Annotated in this window: 24 protein-coding genes and 5 tRNA genes; 3 read left to right on the top strand and 26 right to left on the bottom strand. The window is 65.6% G+C overall.

Annotation, left to right across the window (positions count from 1 at the left end; genetic code table 11):
* Positions 1-558: 558 nt before the first annotated feature.
* The 4 genes from QZT63_RS10630 to QZT63_RS10615 form a co-directional block, all read right to left on the bottom strand.
* A tRNA-Lys gene (locus QZT63_RS10630) sits at positions 559-634 on the bottom strand.
* Between the two features lie 11 nt (positions 635-645).
* Positions 646-721: transfer RNA gene (locus tag QZT63_RS10625), tRNA-His, on the bottom strand.
* Between the two features lie 37 nt (positions 722-758).
* Positions 759-835, bottom strand: a tRNA-Arg gene (locus QZT63_RS10620).
* Between the two features lie 36 nt (positions 836-871).
* Positions 872-948, bottom strand: a tRNA-Pro gene (locus QZT63_RS10615).
* Between the two features lie 181 nt (positions 949-1129).
* On the opposite strand from QZT63_RS10615, the gene folD reads away from it, so the two are divergent.
* On the top strand, positions 1130-1987 hold the full coding sequence (folD, locus tag QZT63_RS10610; RefSeq protein ID WP_290651013.1) for a bifunctional methylenetetrahydrofolate dehydrogenase/methenyltetrahydrofolate cyclohydrolase FolD: 858 nt from the start codon (positions 1130-1132) through the stop codon (positions 1985-1987).
* 162 nt (positions 1988-2149) lie between these two features.
* On the opposite strand, the gene radA is transcribed toward folD, so the two are convergent.
* From radA to rnr, 10 genes are all read right to left on the bottom strand, one after another.
* Positions 2150-3526, bottom strand: coding sequence for a DNA repair protein RadA (gene radA, locus QZT63_RS10605; protein ID WP_290651011.1), 1377 nt, complete (start codon positions 3524-3526; stop codon positions 2150-2152).
* Entirely contained in the window at positions 3501-4613 is a 1113-nt protein-coding gene (alr, locus tag QZT63_RS10600; RefSeq protein ID WP_290651009.1) for an alanine racemase, read from the bottom strand. Before alr ends, radA begins: the two co-directional genes overlap by 26 nt.
* Complete coding sequence (gene dnaB, locus QZT63_RS10595) at positions 4610-5998, bottom strand: replicative DNA helicase (RefSeq protein WP_290651007.1); 1389 nt, start codon at positions 5996-5998, stop codon at positions 4610-4612. Before dnaB ends, alr begins: the two co-directional genes overlap by 4 nt.
* Positions 5999-6150: 152 nt before the next feature.
* The gene (rplI, locus tag QZT63_RS10590) at positions 6151-6597 is read right to left on the bottom strand and encodes a 50S ribosomal protein L9 (RefSeq protein WP_290651005.1); all 447 of its coding nucleotides are present in this window, start codon (positions 6595-6597) and stop codon (positions 6151-6153) included.
* Between the two features lie 48 nt (positions 6598-6645).
* Complete coding sequence (locus QZT63_RS10585; protein ID WP_290651003.1) at positions 6646-7497, bottom strand: hypothetical protein; 852 nt, start codon at positions 7495-7497, stop codon at positions 6646-6648.
* A 30-nt stretch (positions 7498-7527) separates the two neighbouring features.
* Entirely contained in the window at positions 7528-7752 is a 225-nt protein-coding gene (gene rpsR, locus QZT63_RS10580; RefSeq protein WP_290651001.1) for a 30S ribosomal protein S18, read from the bottom strand.
* Complete coding sequence (locus QZT63_RS20085; RefSeq protein WP_366636707.1) at positions 7752-8108, bottom strand: single-stranded DNA-binding protein; 357 nt, start codon at positions 8106-8108, stop codon at positions 7752-7754. The genes rpsR and QZT63_RS20085 overlap by 1 nt, the downstream gene beginning before the upstream one ends.
* 25 nt (positions 8109-8133) lie before the next feature.
* A complete protein-coding gene (gene rpsF / locus QZT63_RS10575; protein WP_290650999.1) occupies positions 8134-8526 on the bottom strand; it encodes a 30S ribosomal protein S6 in 393 nt (130 codons plus the stop codon).
* A 184-nt stretch (positions 8527-8710) separates the two neighbouring features.
* The gene (gene rlmB / locus QZT63_RS10570; protein ID WP_290650997.1) at positions 8711-9460 is read right to left on the bottom strand and encodes a 23S rRNA (guanosine(2251)-2'-O)-methyltransferase RlmB; all 750 of its coding nucleotides are present in this window, start codon (positions 9458-9460) and stop codon (positions 8711-8713) included.
* Positions 9457-11772: a ribonuclease R gene (gene rnr, locus QZT63_RS10565; RefSeq protein WP_290650996.1), complete on the bottom strand. Its 2316-nt coding sequence runs from the start codon at positions 11770-11772 to the stop codon at positions 9457-9459. The genes rlmB and rnr overlap by 4 nt, the downstream gene beginning before the upstream one ends.
* Positions 11773-11979: 207 nt before the next feature.
* Between rnr and QZT63_RS10560 the strand changes: the two genes are divergently transcribed.
* A tRNA-Leu gene (locus QZT63_RS10560) sits at positions 11980-12066 on the top strand.
* Positions 12067-12408: 342 nt separating this feature from the next.
* On the opposite strand, the gene QZT63_RS10555 is transcribed toward QZT63_RS10560, so the two are convergent.
* The 12 genes from QZT63_RS10555 to QZT63_RS10500 form a co-directional block, all read right to left on the bottom strand.
* The gene (locus QZT63_RS10555; RefSeq protein WP_290650994.1) at positions 12409-13710 is read right to left on the bottom strand and encodes an adenylosuccinate synthase; all 1302 of its coding nucleotides are present in this window, start codon (positions 13708-13710) and stop codon (positions 12409-12411) included.
* A gap of 50 nt (positions 13711-13760) precedes the next feature.
* The gene (locus tag QZT63_RS10550) at positions 13761-14963 is read right to left on the bottom strand and encodes an ATP phosphoribosyltransferase regulatory subunit (protein ID WP_290650993.1); all 1203 of its coding nucleotides are present in this window, start codon (positions 14961-14963) and stop codon (positions 13761-13763) included.
* A 15-nt stretch (positions 14964-14978) separates the two neighbouring features.
* Positions 14979-15173, bottom strand: a complete 195-nt coding sequence (locus tag QZT63_RS10545) for a DUF2065 domain-containing protein (RefSeq protein WP_290650991.1) — start codon at positions 15171-15173, stop codon at positions 14979-14981.
* A gap of 125 nt (positions 15174-15298) precedes the next feature.
* Positions 15299-16201, bottom strand: a complete 903-nt coding sequence (gene hflC / locus QZT63_RS10540; RefSeq protein WP_290650989.1) for a protease modulator HflC — start codon at positions 16199-16201, stop codon at positions 15299-15301.
* Complete coding sequence (gene hflK / locus QZT63_RS10535; protein ID WP_290650987.1) at positions 16201-17445, bottom strand: FtsH protease activity modulator HflK; 1245 nt, start codon at positions 17443-17445, stop codon at positions 16201-16203. Before hflK ends, hflC begins: the two co-directional genes overlap by 1 nt.
* 96 nt (positions 17446-17541) lie before the next feature.
* Complete coding sequence (hflX, locus tag QZT63_RS10530; RefSeq protein ID WP_290650985.1) at positions 17542-18834, bottom strand: ribosome rescue GTPase HflX; 1293 nt, start codon at positions 18832-18834, stop codon at positions 17542-17544.
* Positions 18835-18859: 25 nt separating this feature from the next.
* Complete coding sequence (gene hfq, locus QZT63_RS10525) at positions 18860-19117, bottom strand: RNA chaperone Hfq (RefSeq protein WP_290650983.1); 258 nt, start codon at positions 19115-19117, stop codon at positions 18860-18862.
* Positions 19118-19304: 187 nt separating this feature from the next.
* Positions 19305-20246, bottom strand: a complete 942-nt coding sequence (gene miaA, locus QZT63_RS10520; RefSeq protein ID WP_290650981.1) for a tRNA (adenosine(37)-N6)-dimethylallyltransferase MiaA — start codon at positions 20244-20246, stop codon at positions 19305-19307.
* A 2-nt stretch (positions 20247-20248) separates the two neighbouring features.
* Entirely contained in the window at positions 20249-22144 is a 1896-nt protein-coding gene (gene mutL, locus QZT63_RS10515; RefSeq protein ID WP_290650979.1) for a DNA mismatch repair endonuclease MutL, read from the bottom strand.
* 81 nt (positions 22145-22225) lie between these two features.
* Entirely contained in the window at positions 22226-23503 is a 1278-nt protein-coding gene (locus tag QZT63_RS10510; RefSeq protein WP_290650977.1) for an N-acetylmuramoyl-L-alanine amidase, read from the bottom strand.
* Between the two features lie 106 nt (positions 23504-23609).
* Entirely contained in the window at positions 23610-24143 is a 534-nt protein-coding gene (gene tsaE / locus QZT63_RS10505; protein WP_290650975.1) for a tRNA (adenosine(37)-N6)-threonylcarbamoyltransferase complex ATPase subunit type 1 TsaE, read from the bottom strand.
* Positions 24140-25609 (bottom strand): NAD(P)H-hydrate dehydratase, encoded by a 1470-nt coding sequence (locus QZT63_RS10500; RefSeq protein ID WP_290650973.1) that lies wholly within the window; start codon positions 25607-25609, stop codon positions 24140-24142. The genes tsaE and QZT63_RS10500 overlap by 4 nt, the downstream gene beginning before the upstream one ends.
* Before the next feature lie 137 nt (positions 25610-25746).
* Here QZT63_RS10500 and queG point away from each other — a divergent pair.
* A partial coding sequence (gene queG / locus QZT63_RS10495; RefSeq protein ID WP_290650972.1) for a tRNA epoxyqueuosine(34) reductase QueG occupies positions 25747-26528 on the top strand: 782 nt, incomplete at its 3' end.

Below are 26528 nucleotides of genomic sequence, written 5' to 3'. Positions count from 1 at the left end.
CAGGGTCGGCGCCTCCGAGCGACCCGGGCACAGGGCAGCATGCGCCGGTCACACGAAACTGGCCACGCCGACGATCAACCGGAGGTACGAGAGCCGTGCACCGGCTACTGCGGGGCTGCAGACAGCGCATTGCACTGCTCTTCCTGCCTTGTTCTCCTCCTGTCACCCAGCACGGCCCCGGTTCCGCAGCGATACCGTACGCGGTCATCGAGAGCGGGGGACGACGTCGCACGGTTGCGACCCTCAGGCAGCGTCCGCTGAACAGAACCGCGCGAGTCCCCACCTGGGTATCGCGTCAGTTCCGAAGCTGTCGAGCATCTTAGGTTGTCTATCGAGATTCGGCCTGCTGTGCCGGTGGCAGACCAGAATCTCGCGGTCCCTCTACGGGTAGCAGCCGTGGAGAGTTCAGCGTCGGGTGCCGCCCTGACCGTGGGGGCCTGGCAACGGAGCTACGTTACGGAACATTGGGAACACAGCCTTCCCTTCTGTCGTTGTGACGACGCTGTGACTTACCTGGCAGGAGCCAAGCGGTCATTTTCCGTAACCGCCTGATTTTATTGGTGGGCCGTGAAGGACTCGAACCTTCAACCTACTGATTAAGAGTCAGCTGCTCTACCAGTTGAGCTAACGGCCCGGCGTGTGTGGTGGGGTGGACGATGGGACTCGAACCCACGACGACTGGAATCACAATCCAGGGCTCTACCAACTGAGCTACGTCCACCATTGTCTGTCGACTAGACCCGCGCCACCAAGCGGACTGGCGCGCCCGGCAGGACTTGAACCTGCAACCCTCGGCTTAGAAGGCCGATGCTCTATCCGGTTGAGCTACGGGCGCTCGGTTACATCCTGTCGCGGCCTGACGCCTGGTGTCTGGTCGGGGTGGAGGGATTCGAACCCCCGACTTCCTGCTCCCAAAGCAGGCGCGCTACCAGGCTGCGCCACACCCCGAAAGTCGCTCCAGCCAGCCTCGAACGACTACCCGGCTGCGGAGCAAAGCATGATACTCAGCCAGTATAACGGCGTCAATTGTGCGCTTGTGGGGCCGGAATGGCGCGTGCGAGAATTTCGCCCTCGTGAGAGCGCTTACCGCGACGCCCACCCCGCGCGCCGCGCAGTTTCAGGAGCCGCAATGACCGCAGAGATCCTCGATGGCAAGGCGGCCGCCCTCAGGCTGCGTCAATCGGTTGCGGGTGGCGTCGCTCGGCGCACGGGAACAGGGGGGCGCGCACCAGGGCTTGCCGTGATTCTGGTCGGTGAGGATCCGGCCTCCCAGGTCTACGTGCGCAAGAAACGCGCACAGTGTGAAGAGGTCGGCATCATCTCCCGCGCATACGACCTCTCGGCGCAAACCGAGGAAGGCACACTGCTCGAATTGGTCGACTCCCTCAACGCAGACGCGACCGTCGACGGGATTCTGGTCCAGTTGCCCCTGCCACCACACATGGACGCGCGGCGCGTGATCAACCGCATCGACCCCGCCAAGGATGTGGACGGCTTTCATCCGGTCAACATGGGGCGTCTGGTGCTGAAGCTGCCCGGGCTGCGCCCCTGTACGCCGCGAGGCATCATGGTACTCCTCGACGATGCGGGTATCTCGCTTGCCGGGTGCGACGCCGTCATCCTGGGTCAGTCGAACATCGTGGGCCGCCCGATGGCCCTCGAACTCCTCAATGCCCGCTGCACGGTCACCGTTTGCCACAGCCGCACCCGCGATCTCGAGGCCAAGGTCCGGCGAGCCGGCGTGCTGGTCGCCGCCGTCGGTCAGCCGCACTTCGTCCCGGGCGAGTGGGTGCAAGACGGCGCGGTGGTCGTGGATGTCGGCATCAACCGACTGGAATCCGGAAAACTGACCGGGGATGTCGACTTCGAGACCGCACGCGACCGCGCCGGGTGGATTACTCCCGTGCCCGGCGGCATCGGGCCAATGACCGTGGCCACCCTGCTCGCCAACACCCTTGAGGCCGCCCAGGCGCGGGATCCCCGCTGAGGAACACACCGAGTGCGTAGTGTGCGTCTGAACGGCCTCGCCCACGTTTTCCAGGCTCGACGGGCGCGCTTGAATGCAGGCGACGTCCCTTGCTCACGGTAGTGGGGTCGCAGACATGGCGGGAGACGGGGCAAGCCCCAGAGCCGACTCGCTGGGCGGCGTTCAGCCCCGGAACACCGCCTCAATGGCGTCCTGGAGTCGTTGCACCGGCACCACCTCCAGGCCATCATTTATTCCGTGCCCCCCACGCGGGGCATTCTTGGCCGCAACCACGGCGCGACGGAACCCGTGCTTGGCCGCCTCCGCCAGGCGCTCTTCGCCGTTGGGCACTGGCCGGATCTCGCCGGCAAGCCCGACCTCGCCGAAAATTACGCACTCCGCCGCCACCGGACGATCCCGCAAACTCGACAATGCCGCCAGCAGCACCGGCAAATCGCTTGCCGTCTCCCCCACGCGCACACCGCCGACCACATTCAGGAAGACATCCTGATCCGCCGTCGTAACGCCGCCATGGCGAAGCAAGACGGCCAGCAGCATGGCGAGCCGGTTCGCGTCCAGGCCCACGGCGACGCGACGCGGGCTCGATGAGGGGCTCTCCGCCACCAGTGCCTGAACCTCCACCAGCAGCGGCCGGCTCCCTTCCCGGGTCACCATAATGGTGCTGCCGCTCACCGGTTCATGGTGGCGGGAAAGGAAGATGGCTGATGGATTCTTCACCTGCTTGAGTCCGGCTTCGCCCATGGCGAAGACGCCGAGCTCGTTGGCCGCACCGAAGCGATTCTTCACCGCCCGCAGGAGCCGGAAGCGGCTGCCACCATCGCTTTCGAAGTACAGCACGGTGTCCACCATGTGCTCGAGCACCCGCGGGCCGGCGAGCTGCCCGTCCTTGGTGACATGACCGACGAGAAAGACGCTGGTGCCTGATAGCTTGGCATAGCGAATCAGCCGCGCCGCACTCTCACGCACCTGGGCCACGGCACCCGGGGCCGATTGCAGCGCTTCCGTGAATACGGTCTGGATGGAGTCCACAACGAGCACACGCGGCCGGCGTTGCTGGGCATGTTCAAGAATGGCCTCCACACACGTCTCGGCCAGCACCTCCAGCGACTCCGCCGACACCCCGAGTCGCGTCGCGCGCAGGGCCACCTGGCGCAGGGATTCTTCACCCGTGACGTACAGCACCCGCTCCCGCGCCGCGAGATGGGCCGTGGTCTGCAGCAGCAGGGTCGACTTGCCGATACCAGGGTCGCCGCCCAACAGCACGGCGCCTCCGTGGACCAGACCGCCGCCGAGCACCCGATCCAGTTCCTGCAGCCCGGTGGAAAAGCGGGTATCCTCCTCCAGGGCCACCTTGCCCAGGGTGGTGACACCGGCATCACCCGCGTAGTGGATACCCGTCGCCACCCGCGCGTGACGCTCGGGGGTCGCGACTGCTTCCTCCAGCGTATTCCAGGCGCCGCACTCGGAACACTGGCCTGCCCATTTGGGGCTTTGGGCCCCGCAGGCGCTGCAGCTATAGAGGCTCTTGGTCCTGGCCATCCGGATCCCGTTGTTCCTGGAAACGTACCCGCTGGGTTACGGTACAAAACAGTTCGTAGGCAATTGTCCCCGCGTGCTCGGCCACTTCCTCGGCCGGCAACCCCGGACCCCACAGTGTGACCAGATCCCCGACCTCTGCGGGCTCCTGCAGGCCGCGCACGTCCAGGCAGATCATGTCCATGGACACGCGGCCGATGAGCCGAGCGCGCTGGCCGTTGACCAGCACCGGCGTTCCCGAGGGGGCATGCCGCGGGTAACCGTCGGCGTAACCGATGGCGGCCACCGCCACGGGCATGTTCTCGGGGCAGATCCAGGCCCCACCGTAGCCGATGGCGTCCCCGGCGCGGTGTTCGTAGACGGCATTGATTCGGGTGGTCAGGCTCATGGCAGGGCGCAGCCGCGCGTGGGGCGGCGGTCCGGCACCGAACGGCGAGGCGCCGTAGAGCATAATGCCCGGGCGGACCCAGCCGGTTCTGGTCTCCGGCCAGCCCAGCAAACCGGCGGAGTTGGCAATCGAGCGCTCACCCCGCAGGCCCTCGACCGCCTCGGCGAAGGAGGCCATCTGCTTGCAGGTCGTCTCCGCGGCAAGCTCATCGGCCCGGGCAAGGTGGGTCATCAGCCGAATGTGGGGTGCGACGGCCGAGAGACTCGCCATGCGCGTATACGCGCTACGGACCTGTTCCGGCGGCAAGCCGAGTCGGTGCATACCGGAATCCACCTTCAGCCAGACATTCACCGGACGGGACAGCCGCGCCCCCTGGAGCACGCTCACCTGCCATTCGGAATGCACCGCGATGTCCAGGCGGTAACGGCTGGCCAGGTGGACTTCTCCGGGCTCATACGGCCCCTCTAGCAGGAGGATGGGATGGGCGAACCCGGCCTCTCGCAGCGGAATCGCCTCTTCCACGGAGGTAACCGCAAACGCATCGGCCTGGCGCAGGGCATAGGCCACGCGCAACAGCCCGTGTCCATACGCGTTGCCCTTGATCACGGCCATGACCCGGGCACCCTCGGCCGCTGCCCGCGCCACGGCGAGATTGTGCTGCAGGGCTGACACGTTGATCACTGCCCGCGTCTCCCGGCTCACTGCCAGCCCCCACCGCCGTAGACCTCGTGAATGTAGTTCTCGAAGCGCGTATACCGACCGAGGAAGGTGAGGCGGCAGGTGCCGATGGGGCCGTTGCGCTGCTTGCCGATGATGATCTCGGCGCTGCCCTTGTCCGGGCTATCCTCGTTGTAGACCTCGTCCCGGTAGATGAACACGATGACATCGGCATCCTGTTCGATCGCACCGGATTCACGCAGATCGGACATAACTGGGCGCTTGTTGGGGCGTTGCTCCAGGCTCCGGTTGAGCTGCGACAACGCCACGACGGGCACGTCGAGCTCCTTGGCCATGGACTTCAGGCCACGGGAGATCTGGGAAATTTCCGCGGTCCGGTTCTCCTTGAACCCGGGCAGCTGCATAAGTTGGAGGTAGTCGACGACAATCAAGGACAGGCCGTGCTCGCGCTTGAGGCGGCGCGCCCTCGCCCGCATGTCCTGGGGCGACAGTCCCGGCGAATCATCGATGAACAGCTTGGCGGCGGACAACAGGCTCATGGTCGAGGTCAATCGCGGCCAGTCCTCGTCCTCGAGATTCCCGGTGCGGATCCGCTGCAGCTCCACGCGCCCCAGCGAGGCCAGCATGCGCATGGCCAGCGCCTCGGCGGGCATTTCCATGCTGAATACGGCCACCGGGGCGTCGGCCTTGAGCCCGGCGTGCTCGGCCAGGTTCATGGCGAAGGTGGTCTTGCCCATTGAGGGACGCGCGGCGACGATCACCAGATCCCCCGGCTGCAGCCCGGAGGTCATATGATCCAGATCGGTGAAGCCTGTGGGGAGACCTGTGACGCTACCGTCCTGGTTGTAGAGCAAATCGATGCGCTCCACAACCTTGGGCAAGATGTCGCGAACGCCCACGAATCCCTGGCGAAAGCGGCCACTGGTTTCCGCGATCTGGAAGATGAGCCGCTCGGCCTCCTCGAGCAGATCCTTGCTGTCGCGCCCTTCGGGTTGAAAGGCGGAACTGACCACCTCGGTGCCGGCGCGAATCATCTGCCGCAGCAGCGAGCGTTCTCGGACAATGTCCGCATACGCATCAATGTTCGCGGCGCTCGGGGTCTCCGTAGCCAGGGTCCCAAGATAGCCTAGACCGCCGGCCTCATCGAGCTGGCCGCTGTTACGCAACGACTCTGCCAGCGTCACCACGTCCATGGGCTGCTGACCCTCCGCTAACTGCCCCAGGGAGCGGAAGATCAGCCGGTGATCGTGACGGTAGAAGTCTTCCTCGACGACCCGATCGGCGACACGGTCCCAGCCCTCGTTGTCGACCATCAGGCCACCCAGGACCGCCTGCTCCGCTTCCAGCGAATGCGGAGGCACCTTCAAGGCGTTCATGTCCGGCTGTTGCGCGGGATTCGTTTCTGCCATGGATCACCCGCAAGCCCGTCATCAGGGGAACGCTGAACCAGCGTGTCACATCGCGCCGACGGACACCCGCAGACTTGTGCGCGGTCCATGGAACCAGATACCCCCCATGCGGGACGGGTATCCACCAGGGCCGCAGAATAACACCAGAGCCGTCAGGTGCCTGCGACCACGACGCGCACTGTGGTGTCGACGTCCGTGTAGAGGTGTACGTGTACGTCGTACTCCCCCGTAGCACGGATGGGACCCTCCGGCATTCGCACTTCGTGCTTGGCCAGCTCCACGCCGGCCTCCTGCGCCGCCTCAACGATGTCCGCCGGCCCGACCGAACCGAAGAGCTTACCTTCGTCCCCCGACTTGGCGGCAATGGTCAACGACAGCGCCGAAACCTGGTCAAGGCGAGCCTGAGCCGCTGCGAGCGCTTCCGCGGCGGCCCTCTCGAGCTCCGCGCGCCGCTCCTCGAAGTACTTGATGTTCTCCGGCGTCGCCGGCTTCGCCTTGCCTTGCGGCACCAGAAAATTCCGCCCGTAGCCCGGCCGGACCTTCACTTTATCACCCAGGTCGCCCAGGTTCTCTACCCTTTCCAGGAGAATAACTTCCATCGCTCCAACCCCAATGGTTTGCAAATCCCGAACCGGCCAAGCGCCGGCTCACCCACCATTTCCGGCCATCACACGGCGCCGCAGATCGAACCAGGTATCCACGATGCCCAGCAGCGCGTACAACTTGAACAGAAACGGCATCAGTGCGTAAACAGGCACCATGATCGCCCAGTGCCAACCCTTCGCCACCCGTACGGCATGGGCCGCGGCAAGCGCCTGAAGCGTGAACACCCCCGCGATCAGCAGCGATAGATCGTTGATCAGGCCCGGGCCGGTAAACGTCGCCGCAAGCAGTACCAACAGTGCACCCACGGCAATGCGCCAATCGAGCCGCAACCCGTGGAACTCCTCGCGGAAACCGCCCGGATTGTAGAGCACGGCCTGCCACCAGCGGCCCAGAAGCAGACTGCACGTGGCGATCGCCCACAGCCCCAGCATCCAGAACCCGGACATGGCGGGCAGCACCGCCTGCATCAACTCCCCGGACTCTTGTCCTTCTATCAGCGGCGCCAGGGAGCGTTCCCAGAACGCGGCTGGATCCGGCACCAGCAGGTACCAGACGACGAGGGCCACCATACCCAGTGCCGCACCGGCCATGACTGTCAGCGCCAGCGAAACTGTTGCACGCAACACCAGGGCCAACAGAAAAACGGGGACCCAGTATTCGAGCAAACCGGCGGCGGAGACCAGCGGGTTCGCGCCCATGGCGCCAAAGATAAGCCCCAGAGCGAGCGTCGCGCCGGCCAGCGTTACGAGACCGTCGGCCGCCCCGCGGCGCAGGGTGACCAGGGCCAGCGCTGCCCCACCCAGCCACGCCAACAGCGGCAACAAAGTCGTAGCTGCCATGAACAGGATTGGCTGCCAGCGACCCTGCATAATAAACGCTGCAATCGGCTTCACGGTGGCCCTCCGCGACGCCCGGGCCGCCGTCTAATGGCGATCGGTATACGGCAGCAACGCCAGGTAGCGCGCGCGCTTGATGGCGCGGGCGAGCTGGCGCTGATAACGCGCACTGGTGCCGGTAATCCGGCTGGGTACGATCTTGCCGGTCTCGGTCACATAGTTTCTCAGCGTGGCGAGGTCCTTGTAATCAATCTCTTTGACGCCTTCGGCGGTAAAGCGGCAATACTTCCGACGACGGAAAAAACGTGCCATCACTCGACTCCTTGCGTTTCGCTATTCGGTACCAGCTGGATCCGCCGCGCGACGACAACCAACCGTTGCTGGTCGGACCGGTAACCTGCGGGGCCAAGGTATCCAAAGACCCTGACCGGGCTACCCGCCCGCAACTTGCCAATCACTGACTGCAGCGCCGCGCCCCGCGCGTGCACCCTAACCCGGCAACCAACATGCCGGCGACCGCTACCCTCAGGCTGTTCGGAGACATGGCCGATCGTGAAGCGGCTCACCGGTATGCCACCCGGCGACACACGGGTATGTGGATCATCCGCCAGGCAACCCGTAATCACCAACCGGTTATCCGGCCACGGCGCCTGGCTGCCATCGGTCATCCGCAGTCGGTCTCCAGGGCCAGGGTCAGAACTCGGCTGCGCTGCCGGTTCTCGCGGCGGCGGGCTTGTCATCGCGCCGACCCCGCTCCCTGGACTCGTCCTTTTCCTTCATCATCGGCGACGCCTCGGTCACGCCCTCTTCGCGCGAGAGGACGAAATTCCGGATGACCGCGTCATTGAAACGGAAGGCGGACGTCAGCTCCTCCAGCTCTTCCTTGCCGCACTCCACGTTCAACAGCACGTAATGGGCCTTGATGAGCTTGCGGATGGGATAAGCGAGCTGGCGGCGGCCCCAATCTTCCAGACGGTGCACGGTTCCGCCGTTGCCTTCGATAATGGCACGGTAGCGTTCCGTCATGGCGGGGACCTGTTCGCTCTGGTCCGGATGGACCATGAATACGACTTCGTAGTGCCTCATTAATGGACTCCCTCTGGTTACTCGGGCGGTGGGCCCGGAGAAGCCTTTCGCGATCCCGAAAGGCAGGGATGGGCCCGGGTGGCGGGCCCTGGTTGCGGGTGCAATGCCCCACGTGCCCGGGAACCATGGTCTCCGAGCAAGCGCGCGAGTATACCGTGTGGACAGGCCCATTGGGAAGCAGGGGTCATTCGGCCCTGTAGCGCTGACGCACCGCCTCGTAGAGGATGACGCCAGTGGCCACAGAGACGTTCAGGCTCGACACGCTTCCGCGCATGGGAATCCGCGCGTGAAAATCGCAGGCCTCCCGTGTCAGCCGGCGCAGGCCACTGCCCTCGGCACCCACGACCACTGCCAGGGGACCCGTGAGATCCAGCGCCCAGGGGGCGTGCTGCGCTTCGGCCGCCGCACCGGCGAGCCAGATGCCCCGTCGCTTGAGGACTTCCAGCGTGCGCGCCAGATTGGTGACCTGGAAAAACGCGAGGCTCGCGGTCGCCCCGGAGGCGACCTTGTGCACAGTCGCTGTCAACCCCACCGCCCGATCCCGCGGGGCCACCACCGCATGCACACCGGCGGCATCCGCCGTGCGCAGGCACGCACCGAGGTTGTGGGGATCCTGCACCTGGTCGAGCACGAGCACAAACGGCGGCTCGTCCAGGGCGTCGAGATGGCCCTCCAACGCATCGAGCCCCTGGGGCTTCGGGCCGCGGTAACGGATGACCACGCCCTGGTGCGCCGCGCCGTCGCTGAGCCGGTCCAACTCGCGGCGCGGGACCTCCTGAACGCGTACGCCTGCACGCACGAGCGCGTCGCGCAACTGCCCCATGCGCTGATCACGCCGGTTGCACTCGACCCAGACCTCCACGACCCCGGTCGGGTCGTAGTGCAACGCTGCGCGAACCGCATGGACACCGTGAATCAGCTCATCGGCCTTCAACGCCCGCGGCCTCCGGCCTCCCGGCGTCGTCCCCTGTTGCCGCCACGCTTGCCAAGTGCACCCTTGCCTCGTTTGCGGGCGCTCTTGGCAGTGGCGACCGCCTCGACCACTTCACCGCGCTCGTCCAGTGGGCCGATCATGGTCAGGTCCACCTTGCGCTCATCGGGATCCACCCGTGCAATGCGAACCCGCACCCGATCCGTGAGCCGGTAGACCCGCCCGGTGCGCTCGCCCGTGAGGTGATGGCCGATGGGGTCGAAGCGGAAGAAGTCGTTCTCGAGCTGCGTCACGTGAACCAGACCATCCACATACAGATCATCCAACTCCACAAACAGGCCGAACCCTGTCACCCCGGTGACCACGCCGTTGAACGTCTCACCCACTTTGTCCCGGATGTACTGGCATTTAAGGATCGATTCCGCATCACGGGTGGCCTCGTCGGCGCGCCGCTCCGTCATGGAGCAGTGCTCACCGAGGCTGAGGAGTTCGTCCTGCCTCTTGGGGAAGGTCTGTCCCTGACCACCGTCGATGACGTGACCGATGCCGCGGTGGACCACCAGATCCGGGTAGCGGCGGATCGGCGAGGTGAAATGGGCATACTCCGGCATGGCGAGACCGAAGTGGCCGGTGTTGACCGGGTGGTAGACCGCCTGCTTGAGGGAGCGCAGCATGAGGGTTTGAATCAGGTGCCGGTCCGCCCGGTGTTGCACGCTGCGCAGCAGCTTGGCGTAGTCCGCCGGCTGCGGATCGTCGCCGCCGCCGAGGCTAAGCCCTGTCTCCGCCAGGAACCGCCGGAGGTTGTCGAGGCGGTCCTCGTCGGGGCCGTCATGGTTACGGAATAACGACGGCAGACGCTGCTTTTGCAAAAACCTCGCCGTCGCCTGATTGGCCGCCAGCATGCACTCCTCGATGAGGCGATGGGCCTCGGTGCGTTGCGTGGGCCGGATGGTCTCGATCGAGCCGTGCTGATCAAAGATGATTTGTGTCTCGGTGGTCTCGAAATCGATGGCGCCGCGCCGCTCACGGGCCTTGCGCAGGGACTCGTAAACGCCATAGAGGTGCTCGAGGGGCCGCAACAGATGCTGGTATGTCGTGCGCAGCGCCGGGCTCTCGTCCACGAGCAGTTCCGCCACCTCTTCATAGAGCAGGCGCGCGTGGGAGCGCATCACGCCGCGATAAAAACGCGAGCGGCGAAGCTCCCCGCTGGTGCTGATCAGCATGTCGCAGACCGTGCAAAGCCGGTCCACCTGCGGATTCAGGGAGCACAGTCCGTTGGAGAGCTTCTCGGGCAACATCGGCACGACATCGCGCGGGAAATACACGGAGTTCCCCCGATTGCCCGCCTCCCGATCCAGCGCGGTGCCCGGGCGCACATAATGCGAGACGTCGGCAATAGCCACCACCAGGCGCCATCCCGAGGGTTTGGGTTCGGCGTAAACGGCATCATCGAAGTCCCGGGCGTCCGCGCCATCGATGGTCACGAGCGGCAGGTCGCGGAGGTCCTTGCGTTCCTGCTTGTCCGCCTCCGGCACCTCGTCCGGCAGCCGTGCGAGTTCCTTCTCCACGGCCTCAGGCCACGTCACGGGAATCTCGTAGATAAGCTGTGCCGCCTCTATTTCGGTCCCGGGGCGGATATGCTCGCCGAGCACCTGGATGACTTCGCCAATGGGTTGGCGGCGCATGGTGGGCTGCTGCGTGATCTGAACAACAACCAACTCGCCGTTCGCGGCATTCTGCTGCGCCTCGGCCGGCACAATCACATCGTGGTGGATGCGCTTGTTGCTGGGGACGACGAAACCGACACCGCTCTCGGTGAAAAACCGCCCAACCACGGTCTTGTTGGCCCGCTGGATGACATCCACCAGAATGCCCGCCGGCTGACCCTCGTGGTTCACCCCGGTCACGCGGACGACGGCGCGGTCACCGTGCATCACCATGCGCATGTCTCGGGGCGAGATATAGACACGATCGCCACCCACATCCGGCGCCAGCTGCCCATAGCCGTCCTGGTGTCCCACCACGCGCCCGCGCAGCAGTTCCTCGTTGTCCACAAGGACATAGCCGCCGCGACGGTTACGGATCGCCTGGCCGTCCCGCTCCATGGCGATCAATCGCCGCCGCAGGCCCTCGAGCTCTTCCGGGCTCTCCAGGCCGATGGCCTGTGCCACTTCTTCACGGGTGAGCGGCCGCGCCTGCTCGGCGAGGAGGTCCATGAGGAATTCCCGGCTCGGCACCGGATTCTCGTACTTTTGTTGTTCACGCTCGCGGTACGGGTCCGTTGACGCGTCACGCTGCTGTTTTCTCTTGGCCATAACTGCGGAATCGCTCTCGATTGAAGTGCACAACACTGCCGGCCGGGAATGGCGACAGCATGCCGATGGTGCTCTCGCCTCGATGTGGGCCAAGAGGATACGCGAACACCCCGGACATGCAATGCCGCGGCGCCAGCGCGGCGTTGACAGGCTCTCGGGGCCTCGGTAGAGTACGCGCCCTGACCCGCGGCGCAGCCTCGGGGAAAAGCCCAGGTGGCGGAAATGGTAGACGCGCTAGCTTCAGGTGCTAGTGGGGGTAACCCCGTGGAGGTTCAAGTCCTCTCCTGGGCACCAGCCAGCCCAACGTTGGCTTCCCTGCCGACAAGTTAAGATGTTCACTCGTCGATATCCCTCAGAACGCGTACGCAAAGCCAGTACGCGGGCGTACGGTCTGTTATGGACCCACGCACGTCAACTCCGATCGGCGGTGGGCCGCTCCGTTCATCGCCCCCGCAAGGGTGGGTGCCCGCGAAGCCGCGGCCGTCGCCGGAGTTGCGGGCCTTCCCCAGCATGACCCGCCCGGAGCGCCTTGAGGCGGGGCAGCCATTGGCCGGGTCGCGGTGACCGCATACCCCGCGCATGACGCCCGCAGACAGGTGACGCAGCGGGCGACGACGATTCGCGCGCTTGGTTTGCTCACACGGCGTCGTCGAAAGGGTGGCGCAGCATGATAGTCTCGTTGCGATCCGGACCGGTGGAGATGATATCCACGGGCACGCCGACCAGCTCTTCGAGCTTGTCAAGATAGGCACGGGCATTGGCAGGCAGTTGCTCCAAAGACGTCAGCCCGGCCGTCGAGCCACCCCAACCGGCAAGTTCGATGTACTCGGGCTGGCAGTCAGCCATCGCCTCGGCCCCCAGGGGCGGCACATCCTTCCACTCACCGGCACACTGGTAACCGACACAGATCTGCACCGTCTCCAGGCCGTCGAGGACATCCAGTTTGGTGATACACAGCCCCGAGATGCTGTTGACTTGCACGGAGCGCCGCAGCGCCACGGCATCAAACCAGCCGCACCGCCGGGCCCGCCCGGTGGTGGAACCGAACTCGTTGCCCTTTTCCGCCAGGTACCGGCCCACCTCGCAATCGAGCTCCGTCGGAAATGGACCCGCTCCCACACGCGTGGTGTAGGCCTTGGTGATGCCCAACACATAGTCGATGTCCCGCGGGCCCACACCGGTCCCACACGTCGCACCGCCGGCGGTCGTGTTGGATGAGGTCACGTACGGGTAGGTGCCGTGGTCAATATCCAGCAGCGCGCCCTGGGCGCCCTCGAACATGATGCGGTTCCCCGCGCGACGATGGGCATGGAGGATGCTGATGACGTCCTCCACCATGGGCTGCAGCGCCTCCCCATGGGCGAGGCACTGCTCGTACACCACCTCGAAGGGCTGGGGCGGTTCGCCAAAGTAGTGCGTCAGGACGAAATTATGGAACGCGAGCAAGTCACGCAGCTTCGGCGCCAGCACCTCCGGGCGAAGCAGATCGGCAACGCGGATGCCGCGCCGTGCCACCTTGTCCTCGTATGCCGGCCCGATGCCGCGCCCCGTGGTGCCAATTGCAGCCTTGCCGCGCGCCGTCTCTCGTGCCCTGTCAAGCTCCGCGTGCGACGGAAGGATCACCGGACAGGCGGGACTGATACGCAACCGCTCCCGCGCCGGTACGCCCCTGCCCTCCAGGACCTGGATCTCTTTGAGCAGGGAGGCGGGCTCCACGACAACGCCATTGCCAATCAGGCAGTGCACCCCTTCCCGCAGGATGCCCGACGGAATCAAGTGCAACACCGTCTTCTCACCATCGATCACCAGCGTATGGCCGGCGTTGTGCCCGCCCTGGAACCGTGCCACCGCTGCGGCACGCGCAGTGAGCAGGTCCACGACCTTGCCCTTGCCCTCGTCCCCCCACTGGGTACCGATTACCACCACATTGTGTGCCATGCTGTGCGTTCCAACTCCAATGACGCGATCCGCGCGGGTCGCGCGTCGGCTCATCCATTCAGCGCCCCAACCTTCCAGGCGCCCCCCTCCTGCAACAGCTGCCGGTCGCAATCCAGCTCCCCCGGATCGGCGGTCTGTCCCGGCAGCTGGACCACAACGCGCTCGCCATGCTCGCGCAAGTCCCTGATCGCCGCGAGCAGATCCGCGGCATAGCCCCAAGGCGCCAGAATGCCGCGGGGCCTCGTCTGCGGTTCCCGTGCACCCAGAGAGTGCAGCGTTTTGAGATCCGCGCTAAACCCGGTGGCAGGCCGCGACCGGCCAAATACCTCACCGATGCGATCGTAACGCCCGCCCCGCGCCACTTCCTGGCCGTGCCCGGGGACAAAGGCGGCAAAGACCACGCCGGTGTGAAACCGATACCCCCGCAGCTCGGCCAGATCGAAATGCAGCGTCACTTCCGGAATATGCCGCTCCACGGCAGAAGACAGCGCCCAGAGGTGGCGCAGCGCCGCGGTCACTGCGTCCCCGGCCCCAGCTAGCCGTTCTCCGGCCTGACCGAGCACCTCGACGCTGCCGTTGAGTTCCGTCAATACCGCGAGCCGATCGCGGGCGAGGCCAGGGGCGACATCCTGCAATAGCTCAGAGATCTCCCCGGCGGCTTTGCGCTGGAGGCAGTCAAACATGCGGTTCTCGGTGTCCGGATCCAGCCCCGCCTCGCTGGCCAGTGCCCGGAAGATACCCACGTGGCCGATGTCCAGGTGCGGCGTCGGCAGCCCCGCGATACGAAGCGTCTCGATCATCAGGGCGATGATCTCCACATCGCTCTCCACACCGGCATGGCCGAAGAGCTCGGCACCGAGCTGCAGGGGGTTACGACTGCGCCCTGGCCCCTCAGGGCGGGTATTGAGCACGGTACCCAGGTAGCACAAGCGCGCGGGACCGGAGCGCCTGAGCTGATGCGCATCGATCCGTGCGGCCTGGGGCGTCATATCCGCGCGCACGCCCATCATTCGACCGGAGAGCTGGTCGGTCAGCTTGAACGTCTGCAAATCGAGATCGGGGCCGGTGCCGATTAGCAGCGAATCCAAATACTCGATAACCGGGGGCATCACCAGTTCATAGCCCCACTTCTCCCAGGCGTCCAAAAGCTCCCGCCGCAGGAGCTCCAATGCGGCTGCGCGGGGTGGCAGCACCTCATCGACCCCGTCAGGCAGCAGCCAGCGGTTGGCCCTGGAGAATTCGGCTTCCTTCATGGCGCGTGCCGCTCCTTACACACCAAACAGGTACAACAATCCAAGCCCGCTGAGCATCGCTGCCAGCCCGCCCATGCGCAGGCTACGATCATCCATGGCCTGCACCTGCTCCAGATACCGCCGCAGTAACCGGGGGCTCAGAAACGGCAGGATGCCCTCGACGACCAAGACCAGCGCGATTGCCGTCATCAGCAGCTCAAAGGATCCCATTCCGACTCCAAAAAAATCCGGGCGGTCCCGAGGTGATACGAGGTTGTCTCGTATCCCTCAACCGCCCGGTATACACGCTTTGCGCCAGCCCGTGACCGGCTTACACCGGAGTCGTGTGCCGGGGCTTACTCATCATCACCGTCGCGCTGATTCGCCTCGCCATCGGGATTCTGGTTCTCCAGGTAGCGGAAGAAATCCGCCCCCGGGGTCAGCACCAGCACGTCGTTCTCACCCTGGAAGCTGCGCTCGTAGGCACGCAGACTGCGAACGAAACCGAAGAACTCGCGGTCCTGCTCCGCCGCCTGGGCAAAGATCGCCGCCGCCTCGGCGTCCCCTTCACCGCGCAATTCCTCTCCGTCCCGACGGGCCTCCGCAACCAACACCGTACGCTGCCTGTCGGCATCCGCGCGGATGCGCTCGGAGGCTTCGTCACCGCTCGCCCGGATATCCCGCGCCACGCGCTCGCGCTCGGCGACCATGCGCTGGAACACGGAATCACTGACGTTGGGAGGAAGGTCCACACGCTTTAGCCTGACCTCCAGCACCTCGACACCCAACCCGCTCGCATACTCGTTCGCCTCTTCACTGAGGATGTCCATGATCTGGCCGCGCTCGCCGGAGACGACATCCTGGATGGTACGGCGACCGAACTCGCTGCGCAGGCCGTCCTTGATGTTTTCATTCAAGCGTGCATTCGCGCGGACCGGATCACCCCCCACCGTGGTGTAGTATTCGCGCACGTCACTGATGCGCCATTTCACGAAGGCATCGACGATCAGGTTCTTGAGCTCACCAGTGAGGTAACGCTCGGGCTCCGCGTCGAGCGTCTGTACCCGGGCATCGAACTTGCGGACGTTATTGATGAACGGCATCTTGAAGTGCAGGCCCGGCTCGTAGTCGGCCCGCAGGATTTCACCGAGGCGGAATTTCAGGGCCCTCTCCGTTTCATCCACGGTGAACACCGAAAAGTAGCCCAGAACCACGGCAGCGACGAGGGCGATTCCACCAATTGACTTAAGCGATTGCATCAACGAGCCTCCCGGGAACGCAAGTTACCCCGGCTACGGGCGTCACCACTTGGCTGGCCATCTTGCGGGCGCAGGCGACGATCAAGCACATCGGGATCGAGTTCGCCGGTGTCCCGTCCCTGAGCCCCATCGACGCGGGGCGCACCCGCCCGGTCCAGCGGTAGATACAGCAATGAATCCGATGCATCCCCTGTCATGTAAACCTTCTGGCTGCGTCCGTAGATTTCCGAGATCACATCCAGGTAGATGCGCTGGCGGGTCACTTCCGGTGCCTGGCCGTATTCCTGCAGCAAAGCCAGGAAGCGGGCGCTTTGCCCCTCGGCTTCGGCGATGGCCTGCTGGCGGTACCCTTCGGCCTCTTCGCGAATACGGGCCGACTCACCCTGGGCCCGTGGAATGATCTCGTTGCGGTATGCGTTCGCCCGGTTGATCTTCCGCTGCTCGTCCTCGCGCGCCATGATCGCGTCCTCGAAGGCACCCTGGACTTCCTCGGGCGGCTGCACATCCTGCATGTCCACACTCACAACGCGCAGCCCGGTGCCGTAGCTCTCCATCGCCTCGGATAACAGCCGTCGGGTCTCCTGGGCCACCTCGGTGCGACCTTCGGTGAGGACGAAGTCCATCCGGCGCTTGCCCACCGTCTCGCGCAGCGCGCTCTCGGTGACATCCTTGAGCGACTGATCCGGGTCGCGGAAGTTAAACACATAGGCCGCCGGGTCCTCCACCTGGTACTGAACGGCGAGTTGTACGTCGACGATGTTTTCGTCCTGGGTGAGCATCAGCGCCTCCCGCGCGACGTGTTGCCTGCGGTCGCCGCCACCGGTCATATAACCGATTTCCTGCACGCGCACCTGCTCGACGTTCACGTGCTCAACCGTACCGATGGGCCGGGGTGGCCGCCAGTGGGGTCCTGGCATCTTGGTCTGGTGATAGGCGCCAAAACGCTTCTCCACACCACGCCACCCTTCGTCGACGATGAAGATGCCGGATGCGAGCCATACCAGCACGGCAACGCCGATGATGCCGCCAATCGCCGTTGCGCTCATTCCGGGCATGCCGGAGCCACCGCCATCGTCGGAGCCACCGCCACCCTGGCCATTGCCACCAGACTGACCCTTGCGGCCAAAAAGCCCGCCAAACTTGCCCTTCACGGTCTTGATGACTTCATCGAGATCAGGAGGCCCCTGATTTCCCGATCCGCCCCACGGGTCCCGATTCCCACGACCGGGTTCGTTCCAGGACATACTATTCTCCGTATACTGGACTTACTTTTGAAATGCGCGCGCGGGCTCCCACCAGGGGGCGAAGTGTAATGACCCCTGACGCTGTCCCGCAACACGTCACTGAGCCGCGACTTGCAACGGCGCAGTGAGACCCTCCTTTTCGTACAATCGATCAAGGTCACGTCGACGTATATCGACGCTCAATACAAGCTCACCGTCATCGGTCCACGCCTCATCGAGCACCCGACCGAGGTCGAACAGGCGCGCGCGCAGCCGGCCCTCTGCGGGCGTCAAGCAGAGCTGGCCCTGCACCCGTTCGGCGGCCACCGCATCATCGATGGCGTTGCGCAGGAGCCCCAGCCCGGACCCGTCCGCCGCCGATACCCACACTTCCCGAATTCCAGTCTTCGGGTCCACGGCGACCCCGGGCTGCCGACCGGTGCGATCCACCTTGTTGTACACCCGGATGCGCGGAATCTCGTCCGCACCGATCGATGCAAGCACAGCCTCCACCTGCTCGATGCTCGATTCCCGGTTGTCTTCGCTCGCGTCGACCACGTGCAGCAGCAACTGAGACTCGCTCGCCTCCTCCAGCGTCGAGCGGAAGGCCGCCACGAGTTCGTGCGGGAGCTCGCGAATGAATCCGACCGTATCCGCCAAAATGACGTTGTCACCGCTCGCCACATCCACACGCCGCAGCGTCGTATCCAGCGTCGCGAAGAGGCGATCATCGGCGTAGACGCTCGCCTCGGTAAGGCCGTTGAACAGGGTGGATTTGCCTGCATTGGTGTAGCCCACCAATGAGACCGTCGGCACTTCCTGCTTACGCCGGGCCTGGCGGCCTTGCTGGCGTTGCTGGCGAACGCGGGCCAGTCGCCTCTCCAGCTGCTTGATGCGTACACCAAGCATGCGTCGGTCCACTTCCAGCTGTGTCTCACCCGGTCCGCGTTGGCCGATGCCGCCCTTCTGACGCTCCAGATGCGACCAACCCCGAACCAGGCGGGACGCCATGTGCCGCAGCTGCGCAAGCTCGACCTGCAGCTTGCCCTCATGGGTGCGCGCTCGCTGAGCAAAGATATCGAGTATCAGCCCGGTGCGGTCGAGCACGCGGCACTTCAGCGCGGCCTCCAGGTTGCGCTCCTGACTCGGCGACAGCGCATGGTTCAACAGCGCCAAATCGGCTTGGCCCGCAGCGACCAGCGCCGCCAGCTCCTCAACCTTGCCACGACCGACATAATACCGCGGATCGGGCCGCTCACGCCGGCTGACGAAACGATCCGTCACCTCAGCGCCGGCGGACTCGGCGAGCGAATGCAGCTCATCCAGGGCATCCCCAGCGCCGCGCCCATCGGTGTCCAGGTGAACCAGGACAGCGCGCTCGCCACCTGTGGGCCGGTGGAAAAGCTGCACTTCAGAGGCTGCCGCCCCGGTCAGCTTAGGCGTTCCCAAGATCCGGGCTACCCCGATCCTGCTCTGCCGGCGGAAGCTTCACGTTCCGGGCAGGTACGATCGTCGAAATGGCGTGCTTGTAGACCATCTGGTTGACAGTATTCCTCAGTAAGACCACGAACTGGTCAAAGGATTCGATTTGTCCCTGCAGCTTGATGCCGTTCACCAGGTAGATGGACACCGGAATCCGTTCCTTGCGCAGCGCATTGAGAAATGGTTCCTGCAGCGACTGTCCCTTGGACATTTTTGACCCCTTCAAATTCCCGTTGAGCTTGTTTTTATCGCAAGGCCATGCTCAGACTCCCTGGCCGAGCGTCGTTCACAACACCCCGCGATTAGTCTAGCACAGCCGATGTCGACGACTTCCCGGCCGTTCAGCCAATGCCGCGCGACGCCCGCAGCCCGCCAGACACACACCCATAGCCTCATCATCAAGACACGTGATCAGCAATCCAGCGGGCAAGCCGCCCGAGGGTGTCATCGTGGCCGGGATCACTCCATGTAGCTTGCCGCTCTCTCTTCAGCCAAGTCATTTGACGCTTGGCGAACTGCCGGGTCGCTACAATCCCGCTCTCCCTGAGCCGCCCGCCGTCGTAGTCCCCGTCGAGATAATGCCAGACTTGCCGATAACCGACAGCGCGCATGGACGGATGGTTCAATCCCAGATCACCGCGACGGCGTAGGGCCTCCACCTCGGCAACAAAGCCCTGCTCGAGCATGGCCTCGAAGCGCCCCGCGATGCGTCGATTGAGCTCATCTCGCTCGCGCGGGGCCAGCACCCATTTTGCCAGCGGCGGGCGCGTGCGGGAACGCCGGCTGTCGGCCAGCAAGGCCGTCATTGCGCACCCGCTGAGGCGGTAGACTTCAAGGGCGCGCTGGATCCGCTGCGCGTCATTGGGATGGATGCGCCGGGCCGCGTCCGGGTCGACGCCGGCGAGTTCCGTGTGCAGGTCGGCCCAGCCGCGTTCGGCCGCCTCGCCTTCGATTCGCCGGCGCAGCGCCGGATCCGCCCCGGGCAGATCCGCGAGGCCGTGCTCGAAGGCGCGGAAATACAGCATGGTCCCGCCCACCAGCAATGGCAGGCGCCCCGCCGAGCGGGCATGTTCCACTTCCCGGTGGACGTCGGTACAGAACTGGGCGGCCGAATACGGCTCCACGGGGTCACGAATGTTGATCAGCCGGTGGGGAACCTCCCCCAGGAGTTCCGCCGAGGGCTTGGCGGTGCCGATATCCATGCCGCGGTAAACCTGGGCCGAATCCACACTGATGACCTGCACGGGAAAGCGCCGCGCCAGCGCCACCGCCACACCCGTCTTGCCCGAGGCGGTCGGCCCCATGATGCATGGAATGGGCTGCACCTGGCGTGCGGGCACGATTACTGGCCGCGCAGAAACAGGCGATCGAGCTCGGCCATGCCGAGGCGGGTCCAGGTGGGGCGCCCATGATTGCACTGCCCGCTGTTGGGCGTGCGCTCCATGTCCCGAAGCAACGCATTCATCTCCGTCGCAGTCAACTGCCTGTTGGCCCGCACCGACCCGTGACAAGCCATGGTGCCGAGCACCGCGTTGAGCCGCGCCCGCAGGCGCGAGGCGTCTTCGCAGTCGCGCAGATCCGCCAGCACGTCCGTCACCAGCGCAGCCACATCCGCGTGCCGTAATAGCGCGGGCACCTGCCGCACCAGTACCGTCTCCGGCCCGACGCGATCGAGCTCGAAGCCGATACGGAGAAACTCCTCCTGGTGCCGCTCGGCAAGCTCCGCCTCGGCAGGCGCCACGGGGACACTCATCGGGACCAGCAGCGGCTGCGCGGCAACGCCCTGTTCCGCCAGCTGGCGTTTCAGCCGCTCGTAGACAATGCGCTCGTGTGCCGCGTGCATATCCACCAGCACGATGCCCTCGGCGTTTTGCGCGAGAATGAATACACCGTGGATCTGGGCCAGTGCGTACCCGAGCGGCGGCGTGTCAGCCACCCCGGCGGATTCGTGGTCTTCGACGCTGGAGTCGGCCGACGCCCGCAATGCCACGGCCTCCCCAACCGCTCTTTGCCCCAACGCCTGGTCAGCTTCCCCAGCCGGGGGTGCACCATACAGCGCCCTGGCCTCACGAACTGCGAACGCGAAGCCGGTTTGGCTCTGCGCTGCCGAGTGTGTGTTGGCGGCGCGGTGATCACCGCCCGTCCCCGGGGCATGCGTCATGCCACCCGAGCGGGCTTCGGAGACCGGCACCCCCCCAGGCGTCGCCGTGGCCGTATCCCGCGCGGGGCGCACAGACTCCAGCGCCTCGCACAGGTGCCGGACGAGGAAGTCGTAGATCAACCGGGCGTCACGGAAGCGGACCTCCTGCTTGGAGGGATGGACGTTGACGTCCACCTGCCTGGGATCCACATCCAGGTAGAGCACATAGGCCGGGTAGCGGTCTTTAAACAAGACGTCCTGGTAGGCGCGGCGAATCGCATGGGCCGCCATGCGATCCCGGACCACGCGCCCGTTGACGACCAGATACTGGAGATCGGCGGTGGTGCGGGAGAATGTCGGCAGTGCCATCCATCCCCGCAGCGCGAGGCCAGCGGCCTGCACCTCCACCGCCAGGGCTTGCTCCACGAACGACGCACCCAGCAGGCGTGCCAGTCGTTCCTCGGCACCCGCCTGGTCTCCTGCCGGCGCCACCTGCAGGCCCTCGCGCTCATTATGGCGCACGCGAATCCCGACATCGAACCGGGCCAGTGCCAGCCGCCGGATCAACTCCTGGATGTGCGCAAGCTCGGTGCGATCGGCCCGCAGGAACTTGCGCCGCCCGGGCGTATTGAAAAACAGATCCCGCACTTCCACGGTGGTGCCTTCGGGATGCGCCGCGGGCGCCGGATCCGGGGGTTCTGCGTCGCTGTCGGTTTCCACCTGCCACGCCAGTTCCTGATCCCGGGCACGAGACGTGAGACTCAGCCGCGAGACCGATGCGATACTCGGCAGCGCCTCGCCGCGAAACCCCAGGCTGGCCACGTGCTCCAGCTCATCCAGCGTGGCGATCTTGCTGGTGGCATGGCGACTGAGCGCCAGGGCAAGTTCCGCCTGCGGAATTCCCTGGCCGTTGTCCCGGATGCGGATCAGTCGCTTGCCACCCGCCTGCAAATCCACATCGATGCGGTCCGCGCCGGCGTCCAGACTGTTCTCGATCAGTTCCTTGACGACGGAAGCCGGACGCTCGACCACCTCGCCGGCGGCGATCTGGTTGATCAACTGCTCCGGGAGGGGCTTGATGGGACGAAACAGCGGCATTGGCAGCAACGACATGGTGGCAGGTGCGAACACCGGGCATTATGGCCCAATCACCCCGCCGACGGCTAGCAGGAGCCGTCCCTATTCCGGAATGCGCAACGTGGCGCCCGCGGCGACCTGGTCGCCATCGAGGTTATTGGCCTCACGCAGCGCCGAGACGCTGACGTGGTGCTCCTGCGCGATGCCGCTGAGGGTATCGCCGCGCTGGACCTCGTACTCGCGAGTCGATGAGGTCATTTGTGCGCTGCTGGGGCGGTAACGCTCGGCATAGCTCATAATACCGCGGGCAACAGCCCGGGCCAAGTCCCACTGGTGGTCGGCCTGGCGCAGGCGCCGCTCCTCTTCCGGATTGGAGATAAACGCCAGCTCCACGAGTACGGAAGGCATATCCAGGGATTGCAGCACTACAAACCCCGCACGCTCGACGTTGCCCCGGTGGATCGGGCCAACGCCGGCCAACTCGTGGAGTACCTGCCTGGCGAGATCCGCGCTTGCCTCCAGCGTCGCGCCACGGGAGAGATCCACCAGCACCGAGCGCGTGAGATCGTCCTTGTCCGACAGCGACACCTCCCCCAGCAGATCGGCGGTATTCTCGCGTTGGGCGAGCACACTGGCTGCCTGGGAGGAGGCACCGGTCTGGGAGAGGGTATACACGGACGAGCCCCGCGGGCCGCCGCTTTCAACGGCATCGGCGTGCAGGGAGACGAAGATGTCCGCACGGCTGGAGCGGGCCTTCTCGCGCCGCTCGGCCAGCGGCACGTAGGTGTCGGCGTCGCGGATCATCAATGGCTTGATCCCGGGGGCTTCGTCGAGCAGGTGGCGCAGCTTGCGCCCGACCGCGAGGGTAACCGCCTTCTCCGTCAGCCCCGTCGGGCCAATGGCGCCGGGATCACGCCCGCCGTGCCCCGGATCGATGGCCACGACGAACGTCTCTGCCTCGCTCTCCCGGGCAGTGCGCACCGGCTGATTACGTTCGTCGGCTTCTCGGAGGTCCACCACCAACCGGTGACCGTACTTGTCATTCGGCTTGACCAGAAAGGACTGCGTGCGTGCCGTGCGCTCGAGATCGATGACAAGGCGCAGATCGTGCTCACCTCGGGGAGCGCTGCGCAGCCCCTTCAGCAACCCCGTGCCGCCCACCTGCGGCGTCTCGGCAAGCCGGGCGCCGGAGAGATCAATGACGACACGGTCCGGATTCTTGAGGGTGAACAGCTTGTGGTCCACGGGCCCGCTGAGGTCGAACACCACCCGCGTGCGGTCCGAGCCTGCCGATGTGCGCACGTTATCCACCGCAACCTGGCTCGCGGCGAGGGCTGCAGACAAACAAAGCAGCATGATTGCAAGAACAAGACGTGCCATGGGCCGGCACCCTGCCGTTATCGACTATTTGCCGAAGACCATATAACGATTCTCCTGGATATTGCAATCACAACATCAAGGATCAATCTCAAATTTTTGATTCAATTCACATTTCAAGAAACGATAGATTGGCCGATTGGCTGGTGCCTGCAAGGATGTCTGCAATCACCGCGCGCCCGGTCGCCGAACACGCTGCAAGCCGGGCCTCACGTCCGTCCCCGCGCTCATCGAGATGCAGCCGCAGATCTTCACGGGGCAACGCACCGCGCCCGCGGCATGGCCACTCCACCAGGATCAGGCAGCCCGGCCCAAGTTCATCGCGCAGGCCGAGCAACTCCAGTTCATCGGGCTCACCCAGGCGGTAGAGATCGAGATGGAGCACCCGGCGGCCTGCGACCGCGTAAGGCTCCATCAGGGTGTACGTTGGACTGCGCACACTGCCGGCATGACCCGCGGCTCGCAACAGCCCGCGCACGAGGGTGGTCTTGCCCAACCCCAAATCACCGTCGAGCCCAATGACACATTGTTCCCCGTGCCACGCGTGCCATAGCGCCTCGCCGAGCGCCGCGGTGGCGTCGGCGTCGGGCAGGATGACGCGCACGGGTGCGGGCCGTTCCAGGCCGGAGATATCCCCGCTCATAGCGGATTGAGCAAACCACGCAGCGGCTCGAGCAGGTCCGTGGCCAGCAGACCACGCTCGCCGTCCACGGCAGCGCAATCCGCTGCAGCGGCATGGACGCAGGCGCCGGCAAGCGCACTGTCCGCTGGCGTCATTCCCTGGGCCATCAACCCGCCGATCACGCCGGAGAGCACGTCCCCCATGCCGCCGGACGCCATGCCCGGATTCCCGTCGGTACACACGCCAATTGGCGGGCTTTCGCCAAGCACCAGGGTACCGGCCCCCTTGAGCAGGATCGTGCCGCCGAAGCGTGCACGCAGCTCGGCGATGGCGGCGAAGCGATCCGCCTGGACCTCCGCCGTGGACCCACCCAATAGCCGCGCCGCCTCACCGGGATGCGGCGTCAGCACCCAGTCATCCCGCTGCACGGGCTCCTTCGCCAGGCGGTTGAGGGCGTCGGCATCGAGCACCAGGCGCCCCTGAAATGCCAGTGCATCGCGGAACAACCCGTCGCCCCACTCGCCCTGTCCCAGGCCGGGTCCCAACACCAATACATCGACACGATCCAATAAACCGGGCAGCGCGTCGGGGTCATGCACCATGAGTTCCGGCCGTGCGGCGAGAAAACCCGGCACATGGGCGGACCGAGTCACGACGCTGACCAGACCGGCGCCGCTACGTGCCGCCGCATGGGCGGCCATAAGCGCAGCCCCACCCATGCCATTATCACCGCCAACCACAAGCACATGCCCGTACCGCCCCTTGTGGGCTGCACGTTCTCGCCGGGGAAACCGATGGCGAAGCCCGGCGTAGTCCGCCCGCCAGGCCACGGGCACCATGCCCTCGTACACCGCTGCGGGCACCTCGAGCCCGGCGAACAGCACCCGCCCGCTCACCTGCGGCCCGGCGCCGGTGAACAGCCCGGCCTTGAGGCCAATGAACGTGGGCGTGATATCCGCCCGCACCGCGGCGCCGAGCACGGCGCCGGTGCCGCCGTGCAGCCCCGAGGGGATGTCCACCGCCAGCACCGGCAAACCGCAAGCGTTCACCGCGTCGACGGCCTCCCGGTAGCGCCCCTCCACCGGACGCTGCAGCCCCGTGCCGAGCATGGCATCGACGATCAGATCGCACTCGGGCGGCAATTCCCCGGCGAACGCGCTGTTCCGGCCCTGCGCGCGGTAGCGCGCCGCGACGGTCGCCGCGTCGCCACGCAGTCGCTCCGGGTCGGACAGATACAGCACATCCACCCACAGGCCGTCGCGGCGCGCCAACTCCGCGATGACGTAACCGTCACCGCCGTTATTGCCGCCGCCGCAAAGCACGCACAGGCATTGCCGATCCGGCCACGCCGTGCGCAGGGCCCGATACGCCGCGGCCCCGGCACGCTCCATGAGTTCGATGCCGGGGGTGCCGTAATCCTCAATGGCCCGGCGGTCCAGTTCGGCCACCTGGTCCGGGCGGTACAGTTCTCGGGGTAGTTCGGCCATGGTCGAGGGCGTGTGCCTTTATCCGGGTTGCCGGTTGACTCTGCCAGTATACGCACCTTCCCCATCCCATGGACCGCCTGTCATCGGCGACTGGTACATTGGGGATGGTGGCGCTCGCAGCTGTACAATACGCGTCTATGAAACACGCAGCTACAGCAGAGCTTGATCACGCCGCGCGCCGGGCGCTGGTTGAGCGTATCCGGGCGTGGGGTCGTGAGCTCGGGTTCCAGGCGGTGGGGATCGCCGACACCGACCTGCGCACGGCGGAAGCCCGGCTGGATCAGTGGCTGGAGGCGGGCCAGCACGGCGACATGGAATGGATGGCCCGCCATGGCCACAAGCGCTCGCGGCCGCAGCAGCTGGTGCCGGGGACGTGGCGTGTCATCAGCGTACGCATGGACTACCACCCGGCAGCGCAGGCCGAGGACGCCGACGCCGTGCTCGATGACCCCGCCCGGGCGTTCATCTCCCGCTATGCCCTGGGGCGCGACTACCACAAGCTCATGCGCAAACGGCTGCAGCGCCTCGCCGTTCGCATCCAGGAAGAGACCGGCTCGTCCGGCTACCGCGTGTTTGTGGACAGTGCCCCGGTGATGGAAAAGCCATTGGCACAAAAGGCGGGGCTTGGCTGGATTGGCAAACACACTGTGCTGCTCAACCACCAGGCCGGCTCGTGGTTCTTTCTCGGCGAGATCTACACCGACCTGCAGCTGCCCGTGGACACCCCGGGCACCGACTGCTGCGGGAGCTGTCGCGCCTGTATCGACGTCTGCCCCACGCAGGCGATCATCGGCCCGTATCAGCTCGATGCGCGCCGCTGCATCTCGTATCTGACCATCGAGCATCAGGGCAGCATTCCCGAGCACCTGCGCCCGCTCATGGGCAACCGCGTCTTCGGCTGCGATGACTGCCAGATGGT

Origin of the sequence: Aquisalimonas sp. (assembly GCF_007120195.1) — a bacterium.
Taxonomy (GTDB): Bacteria; Pseudomonadota; Gammaproteobacteria; order Nitrococcales; family Aquisalimonadaceae; genus Aquisalimonas.
This window is presented reverse-complemented; position numbering and strand designations above follow the sequence as displayed.

Excerpts from the sequence above, each read along its gene's own strand:
- folD (WP_290651013.1), top strand. The coding sequence starts at position 1,130 with ATGACCGCAGAGATCCTCGATGGCAAGGCGGCCGCCCTCAGGCTGCGT.
- radA (WP_290651011.1), bottom strand. The coding sequence starts at position 3,526 with ATGGCCAGGACCAAGAGCCTCTATAGCTGCAGCGCCTGCGGGGCCCAA.
- dnaB (WP_290651007.1), bottom strand. The coding sequence starts at position 5,998 with ATGGCAGAAACGAATCCCGCGCAACAGCCGGACATGAACGCCTTGAAG.
- rplI (WP_290651005.1), bottom strand. The coding sequence starts at position 6,597 with ATGGAAGTTATTCTCCTGGAAAGGGTAGAGAACCTGGGCGACCTGGGT.
- rpsR (WP_290651001.1), bottom strand. The coding sequence starts at position 7,752 with ATGGCACGTTTTTTCCGTCGTCGGAAGTATTGCCGCTTTACCGCCGAA.
- QZT63_RS20085 (WP_366636707.1), bottom strand. The coding sequence starts at position 8,108 with ATGACCGATGGCAGCCAGGCGCCGTGGCCGGATAACCGGTTGGTGATT.
- rpsF (WP_290650999.1), bottom strand. The coding sequence starts at position 8,526 with ATGAGGCACTACGAAGTCGTATTCATGGTCCATCCGGACCAGAGCGAA.
- rnr (WP_290650996.1), bottom strand. The coding sequence starts at position 11,772 with ATGGCCAAGAGAAAACAGCAGCGTGACGCGTCAACGGACCCGTACCGC.
- QZT63_RS10555 (WP_290650994.1), bottom strand. The coding sequence starts at position 13,710 with ATGGCACACAATGTGGTGGTAATCGGTACCCAGTGGGGGGACGAGGGC.
- QZT63_RS10550 (WP_290650993.1), bottom strand. The coding sequence starts at position 14,963 with ATGAAGGAAGCCGAATTCTCCAGGGCCAACCGCTGGCTGCTGCCTGAC.
- QZT63_RS10545 (WP_290650991.1), bottom strand. The coding sequence starts at position 15,173 with ATGGGATCCTTTGAGCTGCTGATGACGGCAATCGCGCTGGTCTTGGTC.
- hflC (WP_290650989.1), bottom strand. The coding sequence starts at position 16,201 with ATGCAATCGCTTAAGTCAATTGGTGGAATCGCCCTCGTCGCTGCCGTG.
- hflK (WP_290650987.1), bottom strand. The coding sequence starts at position 17,445 with ATGTCCTGGAACGAACCCGGTCGTGGGAATCGGGACCCGTGGGGCGGA.
- hfq (WP_290650983.1), bottom strand. The coding sequence starts at position 19,117 with ATGTCCAAGGGACAGTCGCTGCAGGAACCATTTCTCAATGCGCTGCGC.
- mutL (WP_290650979.1), bottom strand. The coding sequence starts at position 22,144 with ATGCCGCTGTTTCGTCCCATCAAGCCCCTCCCGGAGCAGTTGATCAAC.
- QZT63_RS10510 (WP_290650977.1), bottom strand. The coding sequence starts at position 23,503 with ATGGCACGTCTTGTTCTTGCAATCATGCTGCTTTGTTTGTCTGCAGCC.
- tsaE (WP_290650975.1), bottom strand. The coding sequence starts at position 24,143 with ATGAGCGGGGATATCTCCGGCCTGGAACGGCCCGCACCCGTGCGCGTC.
- QZT63_RS10500 (WP_290650973.1), bottom strand. The coding sequence starts at position 25,609 with ATGGCCGAACTACCCCGAGAACTGTACCGCCCGGACCAGGTGGCCGAA.